We start from the raw sequence: 8,950 nt of genomic DNA on the forward strand, positions 1-8,950 counted from the left end.
GTCCGGGGTGAGCTCGGGGGCGTTGATCAGCGCCTGTGCCACCTCGTTGAGCAGGCACAGCTGGTCGACGAACCACGGGTCGATGCCGGTGGCGTCGTGGACCTCCTGCGGCGTGGCCTCGGCGCGGATGGCGTCCATCACGACGCGCAGCCGGCCGTCGTGGGGCGTCGCCGCCTCGGCCAGCAGCCGCTCCTTGTCGAGGTCGACGTGGCGGTGGCTCCAGTCGAACGGCGCGTCCTTGCTCTCCAGCGAGCGGAGCGCCTTCTGCAGCGCCTCGGTGAAGTTGCGTCCGATCGCCATCGCCTCGCCGACCGACTTCATGTGGGTGGTCAGGGTGGGGTCGGCGCCCGGGAACTTCTCGAACGCGAACCTCGGCACCTTCACCACGACGTAGTCGAGCGTCGGCTCGAAGCTGGCGGGGGTGCGCTGCCCGTCGGGACGCGTGGTGATGTCGTTGGGGATCTCGTCGAGGGTGTAGCCGATCGCCACCTTCGCCGCGATCTTGGCGATCGGGAACCCGGTCGCCTTCGACGCCAGGGCACTGGAGCGCGACACCCGCGGGTTCATCTCGATGACGACGACCCGGCCGTCGTCGGGGTTGACCGCGAACTGGATGTTGCACCCGCCGGTGTCGACCCCGACCTCGCGGATGATGCCGATCGACAGGTCGCGGAGGTGCTGGTACTCGCGATCGGTCAGTGTCATCGCGGGAGCGACGGTGATCGAGTCGCCGGTGTGGACGCCCATCGGGTCGAGGTTCTCGATCGAGCAGACGATCACGACGTTGTCGGCGTGGTCGCGCATCACCTCGAGCTCGTACTCCTTCCAGCCGAGGATCGACTCCTCCAGGAGCACCTCGCTGGTGGGTGACGCCGCCAGCCCGCCGCCGCCGATGCGGCGCAGGTCGGTCTCGTCGAAGGCCATGCCCGAGCCCGAGCCGCCCATCGTGAACGACGGCCGCACGACCATCGGGTAGCCGAGCTCCTCGGCGCCGGCGAGCAGGTCGTCGACGGTGTGGCAGATGACCGACCGGGCCACCTCGCCGCCGAGCTCCTCGACGATCCGCTTGAACGACTCGCGGTTCTCACCCCGGTTGATCGCCTCGATCGAGGCGCCGATCAGCTCCACGCCGTACTTCTCGAGCACGCCGGTCTCGTCGAGCGCGATCGCGGTGTTGAGCGCGGTCTGGCCGCCGAGGGTGGCGAGCAGCGCGTCCGGCCGCTCCTTCTCGATCACCTTCTCCACGAAGTCGGGGGTGATCGGCTCGACGTAGGTCGCGTCGGCGAACTCCGGGTCGGTCATGATCGTGGCCGGGTTGGAGTTGACCAGGACCACGCGGATGCCCTCGGCCCTCAGCACCCGGCAGGCCTGGGTGCCCGAGTAGTCGAACTCGCAGGCCTGGCCGATGATGATCGGCCCGGAGCCGATGACCAGGACGCTCTGGATGTCTGTCCGCTTAGGCAACCGAACCCCCGCCGGTCGAGCTTGTCGAGACCTCCGCAGCGCCGGCACCTGGCCGCATGAGCTCCACGAACCGGTCGAAGAGGTACGCCGCGTCGTGCGGTCCGGCCGCGGCCTCGGGGTGGTACTGGACGCTGAACCCCTTGAGCCTGCCGTCCGGGGCTCGCAGCTCCAGCCCCTCGACCACGTCGTCGTTGAGGCAGACGTGGCTGACCGTGGCGACGCCGTACGCCGTCTCCGTGGGCGCGTCGAGCGGCACCCCCTCCGGCCACTGGACCGCGAACCCGTGGTTGTGGGCGGTGACCTCGACCTTGCCGGTGGTGCGGTCCAGGACCGGCTGGTTGATGCCACGGTGGCCGTACTTGAGCTTGTAGGTGCCGAAGCCCAGGGCGCGGCCGAACAGCTGATTGCCGAAACAGATGCCGAAGTAGACAGTTTCGCGCGTCAACAGCTCCTGCAGCAGCTCCACCTGAGCCGTGGTGGCGGCCGGGTCGCCCGGACCGTTGGAGTAGAAGAGCCCGTCGGGGTCGACCGCGAGGACGTCGTCGAGGCTCGCGGTCGCGGGGAGGACGTGCACCTCGACCCCGCGCTCGGCCAACCGGTGCGGCGTCATCGCCTTGATCCCGAGGTCGAGCGCGGCCACGGTCAACCGCTTCTCGCCGATCGCGGGGACGACGTAGGCCTCGCCGGTCGAGACCTCGCCGGCGAGCTCGGAGCCGGCCATGGCGTCCTGGTGGCGGACCCGCTCCAGCAGCTCCTCGGCGTCGGCGCCGGTCGAGGAGATGCCGACACGCATGGCCCCGCGCTCGCGCAGGTGGCGGGTGAGCGCCCGGGTGTCGATACCCGAGATCCCGACCACCCCCTGCGCGCGGAGCTCGTCGTCGAGGCTGCGGAGCGAACGCCAGCTGGACGGGACGCGGGCGGGGTCGCGGACGACGTAGCCGGCCACCCAGATCTTCTGCGACTCCGGGTCCTCGTCGTTGATGCCGGTGTTGCCGATGTGCGGGGCCGTCATGACGACGACCTGGCGGTGGTAGGACGGGTCGGTCAGGGTCTCCTGGTAGCCGGTCATGCCGGTGTTGAAGACCGCCTCGCCGAAGGTCTCGCCCTCGGCGCCGTACGCCTCGCCGTGGAAGGTGCGGCCGTCCTCGAGAACCAGGATCGCGGGGGCAGGCATCGGCTGGCCCTACTCCTTCTCCGCCTCACGGGACGGTGGTTAAAGGATGTCGGTCACGGGCGACCCTACCAGCGGCACGGACCGGATCGCGCTCGTCCCGCCGTGTGGCGGTGCCGTAACAACCGCCATCCCTGGGGACGACGGTTGCCAGGGCACCGCCACCACGGGTGGCCCGCCCGCTCACAACACGGCGTCGAGAAACGCCTTGGTCTCCGGGTTCTTCGGTGCCGCGATCAGCTCGGCCGGGGTGCCCTCCTCGAGGATCCTGCCCTCGTGGAAGAACGCCATCCGGTCGGCCACCTCGCGGGCGAAGCCCATCTCATGGGTGACGACCATCATCGTCATGTGCAGCTCGGTGGAGAGCGTCTTCATCACCGAGAGCACCTCGCCGGTCAGCTCCGGGTCGAGAGCCGAGGTGGGCTCGTCGAAGAGCATCACGTCGGGCTCCATGGCCAACGCGCGGGCGATGGCGACCCGCTGCTGCTGTCCGCCGGACAGGCGCACCGGGTGCTCCCCGGCCTTGTCGGCGAGTCCGACCCGGTCCAGGAGGTCCCTGGCGCGCTTGGTGACCTCGGCGGTGCTCTGCCCGGCGCAACGAGGCGCGCAGAGGATGTTGTCGAGCACGGTCATGTTCGGGAACAGGTTGAACTGCTGGAAGACCATGCCGACGTGCAGCCGCAGCCGGCGGATCTGCTCGCGCTTGCGCCGGGTGCGGTGCCCGCCCTCGAGACGGATCCCGGCGACTTCGATGGAGCCTTCGGTGGGGTCCTCGATGAAGTTCACGCAGCGCAGCACCGTGGACTTGCCCGAGCCGGAGCGCCCGAAGATGACCACCACCTCACCGCGACGGATCTCCATGTCGACTCCGCGCACCACCTCCAGGTGGCCGAAGCTCTTGTGCAGCCCGTCGATGCGGACCACGACGTCGGAGCTCATCCGGCACCCCCGTGCGGCTGGCCCTGCTGCCCGGCGGCCTCCATGGCGCGGGCGACGTGCGTCCGGTCGTAGCCGCGGCCGATCCGCTTCTCGAGTCGGGACTGGAAGAAGGTGAACAGCACCGTGAGCCCCCAGTAGACGAGGGCGACGGCGACGTAGGCCTCGAGGTTCTTGAAGTCGGACTTGCCGACCAGCTGGGCCCGCCGGAAGATCTCCGCGCTGGCGATGTTGACGCCGAGGAACGACACGAGCGCGGTGTCCTTCATCATCGCGATGAACTCGTTGCCGGTGGGCGGGATGATCACCCGGAACGCCTGGGGAAGCACCACCTTGCGCATCTTCTGGCCGTAGGTCATGCCGAGCGCGTCGGCCGCCTCGCCCTGTCCGCCTGCGACCGACTGGATGCCGGCCCGGAAGATCTCGGTCATGTAGGCGCCGTAGTTGAGCCCGAGGGCGAGCGTCCCCGCGGTGGCCGCCTCGAGCACCAGCGCCTGGTCGAACCCCTCGGGCAGCCAGGTGTACTCAGCGGCGAGGTTCCGGCCGACCGGGGGCAACGCCAGGTAGAGCAGGAACATCTGGACGATCAGCGGTGTGCCGCGGAAGAACGAGACGTAGAAGCCCGCGACGCCGTAGGCCACCGGGTTGCGCGAGATGCGGGCCAGGGCACCGAACAGCGCGAGCACGATGGCCAGCGCGATGCCGAGGACCGCGATCGTCATCGTGTAGCGCAGCCCGCCGACGATGTAGCGGATGTTGTCGCCGATCCACTGCATGTCGAAGCCGGCGGCGTTGCCGAAGAAGGCGAGCAGCGCGAAGAGGACGGCCCAGACCAGCGCCACCTTCAGCCGGAACGGCACCCGTGCCGAGGCGAGCTGGACCCGCTCCCAGGTGTCAGTCATGGGGCCTCGACGGGTGGGGGTACGACGTCTCGCACCTCACTCCTGCTTCGTGGTGAGGTCCTGGCCATACCACTTCTGCGACAGCGAGGTCAGGGTCCCGTCCTCGTGCATCTCGCCCACGATCTTGTCGACCGCCTCGAAGAGGCTTTCCGACGACGGGTCGGAGCTCTTGTCGAAGCCCACAGACAGCGGCTCGTAGAACAGCGGGTCGCCGACGATCTTCACCGGATTGCCGGCGTCGATGTAGCCCTGCGCAGTGGTCACCGAGGTGAGCACGGCGTCCAGCCGGCCGTTGACGAGGTCCTCGAGCGCCGTCGTGTCCGTGTCGTAGCCGCTGATCTCGGCGTCGTCGATGACGAAGTCGAAGGTGTAGCCGTCGATCGCGAGCTTCTTCTCGAGGAAGTCCGAGTAGGTGCACGGGCTGCACGAGCCGACCTTCTTGCCGTCGAGGTCGGTGGTGACGTCGGTGATGTCGTCGTTGTCCGCTGCGACCACGGCCACCGCCGGGGTGTAGTTGTACGGCTGGGTGAAGTAGAGGACCTTCTGGCGCTCGTTGGTCGGCGTCATCGATCCGACCGTCGTGTCCCAGCGCCCACTCCAGCTGCCGGCCGTGATCACGTCCCAGCTGGGCGCCTCCCACGCCACGTCGACGCCCAGCCGGTGCGCGATCTCGGTGGCCACGTCGATGTCGAACCCTTCGTACTCCCCGGTCTGCTCGTTGAGCGAGGACTGCGGCGGGTAGGCCGGGTCCGTGGAGACGGTGAGCTTGCCGGCCTCGCAGACCTTCGCGAGCATGTCGGTCACGTCGCCGTCGCAGGGAGTGTCGCCCGACGCCGCGGCCGGCGTGTCACTCCCGCCGGTGTCCTTCGCGGAGCCCCCGCTGTCGCTGTCGCCACCGCAGGCCGAGAGGACTGCGACGAGAAGGGCCGCCAGGGCCGCCAGGAGAGTTCGGATGCGCATGCGCGGACTATGCCCCTCCCGGGGAGCCGCGTCCAGTACTGAGCAGCGAGTCAGTAAGACTCGGGGTCCGGTGCTGCGAGCAGCTCGCGCAGCCTTTTCACCACCGGCCAGGCCCCCGCCGTCGTGTTGCCGAGGACGGACCAGGTGAGCCGGTCGGGCCCGTGGTGGCTCTCGAACGACGCCCCGGTGTCGGAGCCTGTGAGCTGGGCGGCGTGCCCCTCGAGCCAGAAGCCGAGGCCGTAGGCGCGGTCCCCGTCGGTGCTGCGGACCCGGCGCATCTCCGCCCAGGTCGGCGGGGCGACGACCCGGCCGTCGTCCAGCGCCTGCCAGAGCGTCACGAGGTCTCCTGCGGTGGTGAAGATCCCTCCGTCCCCACCGCCCACGACCGGGAGGTGAAGCACGTTCGTGCGGAGCTCCTCGGCGTGACCTTCCGGGTGCAGGTAGCCGAGGGCGGCGTCGCCGGGCAGCATGTCGGAGCGGAGGTAGGCGGTGCGGGCCAGCCCGGCCCGGTCGATGACGTGGCGCCGGACCAGGTCGTGGAAGGGTTCGCCGGCCGCTCGCTCGGCGAGCAGGGCCAGGAGGATGTAGCCGCCGTTGCAGTAGGCGAACCGGCTGCCCGGCTCGAAGACCTGCGGGAGTCCGTCGACGATCTCGAGGTAGGACTCGGCGGTCTCCAGCCGGTGTGCCGGCACCGTCAGCAGGTGTGCGTCGAGGTCGTGGGCCTCGTCCTCCTCGTCGAGGTAGTCGCCGATCCCGGAGCGGTGGGCGAGCAGGTGCTCGACGGTGACGTCGTCGTCCACCAGCGGCAGGTCGTCTCCGAGCAGCTCCCTCGCCCTGGTGTCCAGGGCGAGGACGCCGTCCTCGACCAGGCGCATCACCATCAGCGCGGTGAACCCCTTGGCGCCGCTCGCGACCGCGACCCGGGTGTCGTCGGTGAAGGGGATCCGGTGCGCGCGGTCGGCCAGGCCGTGCACCTGCACGAGCGGCGGCTCGCCGACGCGGTCGACGCGGACCACTCCGGAGAACACGTTCGCCTCGGCGACCTGCGCGATCGCCGTGGCGAGCGGTGTCCTGGGTCGGGAGTGCATGGGTGTTTCGCGTGCTCAGAGTGCGTGCATCGCAAGGCGCCGGAGCGAAGACGCCGGAGGCCCATCATCGAGCGACGGCAACGCCGCGAGGTGCGTGCTCTGCGTGCGCGAAGCGCTCACGGACCTCCGACCCAGGGCACTGTTCACTGCAGCTTGCCGTCGAGCACGATGGCGCGGCCGCGGAGGAACGTCGCGACCACGTGGCCGGGGAGCTCCCGGCCGGCGTACGGCGTGTTGCGGCTGAGCGACGCGGACTCGCTGGCGTCGACCACCCGGCGGACCGACGGGTCGTAGAGCACCAGGTTGGCCGGCTTCCCCACGTCGAGCGGCTGGCCGTGGTCGTGGACCCGGCCGATCCGCGCCGGCGCGTGGGACATGCGGTCGGCCACGCCCGCCCAGTCGAGCAGGCCGGAGTCGACCATCGTCTCCTGGACCACCGAGAGGGCGGTCTCGAGGCCCAGCATCCCGAACGCCGCCGCGGCCCACTCGCAGTCCTTGTCCTCGTGCGGGTGCGGCGCGTGGTCGGTGGCCACCACGTCGATGGTGCCGTCGGCCAGCCCTTCGCGCAGCGCCTCGACGTCGGCCGCGGACCGCAGCGGCGGGTTCACCTTGTAGATGGGGTCGTAGGTCGCGGCCAGGTCGTCGGTGAGCAGCAGGTGGTGCGGGCAGACCTCGGCGGTGACGCTCCATCCCTTCGACTTCGCCCACCGGATGATCTCCACCGAGCCGGCGGTCGAGACATGGCAGACGTGCAGCCGGGAGCCGACGTGCGCGGCCAGCAGGCAGTCCCGGGCGATGATCGCCTCCTCGGCCACCGCCGGCCAGCCGGCGAGGCCGAGCCGGCCGGAGAGCTCGCCCTCGTTCATCTGGGCGCCCTCGGTGAGGCGCGGCTCCTGGGCGTGCTGGGCGACGACGCCGTCGAAGGCCTTGACGTATTCCAGCGCCCGGCGCATCAGCACCGCGTCGCTCACGCAGTTGCCGTCGTCGGAGAAGACCCGCACCTTGGCGGCGGAGTCGGCCATCGCGCCGAGCTCGGCGAGCTGCTGGCCGGCCAGGCCGACCGTCACCGCGCCCACCGGCCGCACGTCGCAGTGGCCGGCCTCGCGGCCCAGCCGCCAGACCTGCTCCACGACGCCGGCCGTGTCGGCCACGGGGTCGGTGTTGGCCATCGCGTGGACCGCGGTGAAGCCTCCCCGGGCCGCGGCGGAGGTGCCGCTCTCGACGGTCTCGGCGTCCTCGCGGCCCGGCTCGCGCAGGTGGGTGTGCAGGTCGACCAGGCCGGGCAGTGCGACGAGCCCTTCGGCGTCGACGACCTCGGCGCCGCGCGACTCGAGGTCGGTGCCGGCATCGGCGATGACGCCGTCGTCGAGCAGCAGGTCGGTCGGCGTACCGCCGAGCACGGCGGCGCCCTTGATGAGGTACTTCACTCGTCGTCTCCCGTCGTCGCGGGCTCGGAGCCGCCCAGTAGCAGGTAGAGCACGGCCATCCGCACGGCCACGCCGTTGGTGACCTGCTCGACGATCACCGAGCGGTCGGAGTCGGCGACGTCGGCGGTGATCTCCATGCCGCGGACCATCGGCCCGGGGTGCATGACGATCGTGTGGTCCTGGAGCGTGCCCATCCGCCGGGCGTCGAGGCCGTAGCGGCGGCTGTACTCGCGCGGGGTCGGGAAGAACCCGCCGTTCATCCGCTCCCGCTGGACCCGCAGCATCATCACGGCATCCGCCTTCGGCAGCACCGCGTCGAGGTCGTACGACGTCTCGACCGGCCAGGTCTCGACCCCGACCGGCAACAGCGTCGGCGGTGCCACGAGCGTCACCTCCACGCCGAGCGTCCGCAGCAGCAGCGCGTTGGAGCGGGCCACCCGGCTGTGCAGCACGTCGCCGACGATGGCCACCCTGCGCCCCTCGAGGCCTCCGGGCCGGGACTCGCCGAGGTGGCGCCACATCGTGAAGGCGTCGAGCAGCGCCTGGGTGGGGTGCTCGTGCGTGCCGTCGCCGGCGTTGACCACGCTGGAGCGGACCCACCCGGAGTGGGCCAGCCGGTGCGGGGCGCCGCTCGCGCCGTGCCGCACGACCACCGCGTCGGCCCCCATCGCCTCCAGGGTGAGCGCGGTGTCCTTGAGGCTCTCGCCCTTGCTCAGGCTCGAGCCCTTGGCGGAGAAGTTGATGACGTCCGCACTGAGCCGCTTGGCCGCCGCCTCGAAGGAGATCCGGGTGCGGGTGGAGTCCTCGAAGAACAGGTTGACCACCGTGCGGCCGCGCAGGGCGGGCAGCTTCTTGATCGGGCGGTCGGCCAGCGAGCGCATCTCCTCGGCGGTGCGCAGGACGAGCTCGGCGTCGTCGCGGGTCAGGTCGCCCGCGCTCAACAGGTGTCGCTTCACTGTGCTCCTCCCTGAGCGTCCTCGATCGTGACCTCGTCGATGCCGT

The 8,950-nt window shown here is 70.6% G+C and carries 8 protein-coding genes; all 8 read right to left on the bottom strand.

From position 1 onward, the window contains the following. The coding region (gene carB / locus VFV89_RS16305) for a carbamoyl-phosphate synthase large subunit (RefSeq protein ID WP_329707011.1) at positions 1-1,464 on the bottom strand (1,464 nt) is incomplete at its 3' end. Then, the gene (carA, locus tag VFV89_RS16310; protein WP_329707012.1) at positions 1,457-2,638 is read right to left on the bottom strand and encodes a glutamine-hydrolyzing carbamoyl-phosphate synthase small subunit; all 1,182 of its coding nucleotides are present in this window, start codon (positions 2,636-2,638) and stop codon (positions 1,457-1,459) included. The genes carA and carB, both read right to left, overlap by 8 nt. Before the next feature lie 180 nt (positions 2,639-2,818). Continuing rightward, entirely contained in the window at positions 2,819-3,574 is a 756-nt protein-coding gene (locus VFV89_RS16315) for an amino acid ABC transporter ATP-binding protein (RefSeq protein WP_329707013.1), read from the bottom strand. Then, positions 3,571-4,473: an amino acid ABC transporter permease gene (locus VFV89_RS16320; protein WP_329707014.1), complete on the bottom strand. Its 903-nt coding sequence runs from the start codon at positions 4,471-4,473 to the stop codon at positions 3,571-3,573. Before VFV89_RS16320 ends, VFV89_RS16315 begins: the two co-directional genes overlap by 4 nt. 36 nt (positions 4,474-4,509) lie before the next feature. Beyond that, positions 4,510-5,433, bottom strand: a complete 924-nt coding sequence (locus VFV89_RS16325) for a transporter substrate-binding domain-containing protein (RefSeq protein ID WP_329707015.1) — start codon at positions 5,431-5,433, stop codon at positions 4,510-4,512. Positions 5,434-5,483: 50 nt separating this feature from the next. Then, positions 5,484-6,521, bottom strand: coding sequence for a serine hydrolase domain-containing protein (locus VFV89_RS16330; RefSeq protein ID WP_329707016.1), 1,038 nt, complete (start codon positions 6,519-6,521; stop codon positions 5,484-5,486). Between the two features lie 143 nt (positions 6,522-6,664). After that, the gene (locus VFV89_RS16335) at positions 6,665-7,948 is read right to left on the bottom strand and encodes a dihydroorotase (protein WP_329707017.1); all 1,284 of its coding nucleotides are present in this window, start codon (positions 7,946-7,948) and stop codon (positions 6,665-6,667) included. Next, positions 7,945-8,904, bottom strand: coding sequence for an aspartate carbamoyltransferase catalytic subunit (locus tag VFV89_RS16340; protein WP_329707018.1), 960 nt, complete (start codon positions 8,902-8,904; stop codon positions 7,945-7,947). The genes VFV89_RS16335 and VFV89_RS16340 overlap by 4 nt, the downstream gene beginning before the upstream one ends. Positions 8,905-8,950 lie beyond the last annotated feature (46 nt).

It is taken from the genome of Nocardioides sp. (assembly GCF_036274455.1).
In the GTDB taxonomy this organism is placed as follows: Bacteria; Actinomycetota; Actinomycetes; order Propionibacteriales; family Nocardioidaceae; genus Nocardioides.

Coding starts and splice junctions, on each gene's coding strand:
- VFV89_RS16325 (WP_329707015.1), bottom strand. CDS start 5,433: ATGCGCATCCGAACTCTCCTGGCGGCCCTGGCGGCCCTTCTCGTCGCA.
- carA (WP_329707012.1), bottom strand. CDS start 2,638: ATGCCTGCCCCCGCGATCCTGGTTCTCGAGGACGGCCGCACCTTCCAC.
- VFV89_RS16320 (WP_329707014.1), bottom strand. CDS start 4,473: ATGACTGACACCTGGGAGCGGGTCCAGCTCGCCTCGGCACGGGTGCCG.
- VFV89_RS16330 (WP_329707016.1), bottom strand. CDS start 6,521: ATGCACTCCCGACCCAGGACACCGCTCGCCACGGCGATCGCGCAGGTC.
- VFV89_RS16315 (WP_329707013.1), bottom strand. CDS start 3,574: ATGAGCTCCGACGTCGTGGTCCGCATCGACGGGCTGCACAAGAGCTTC.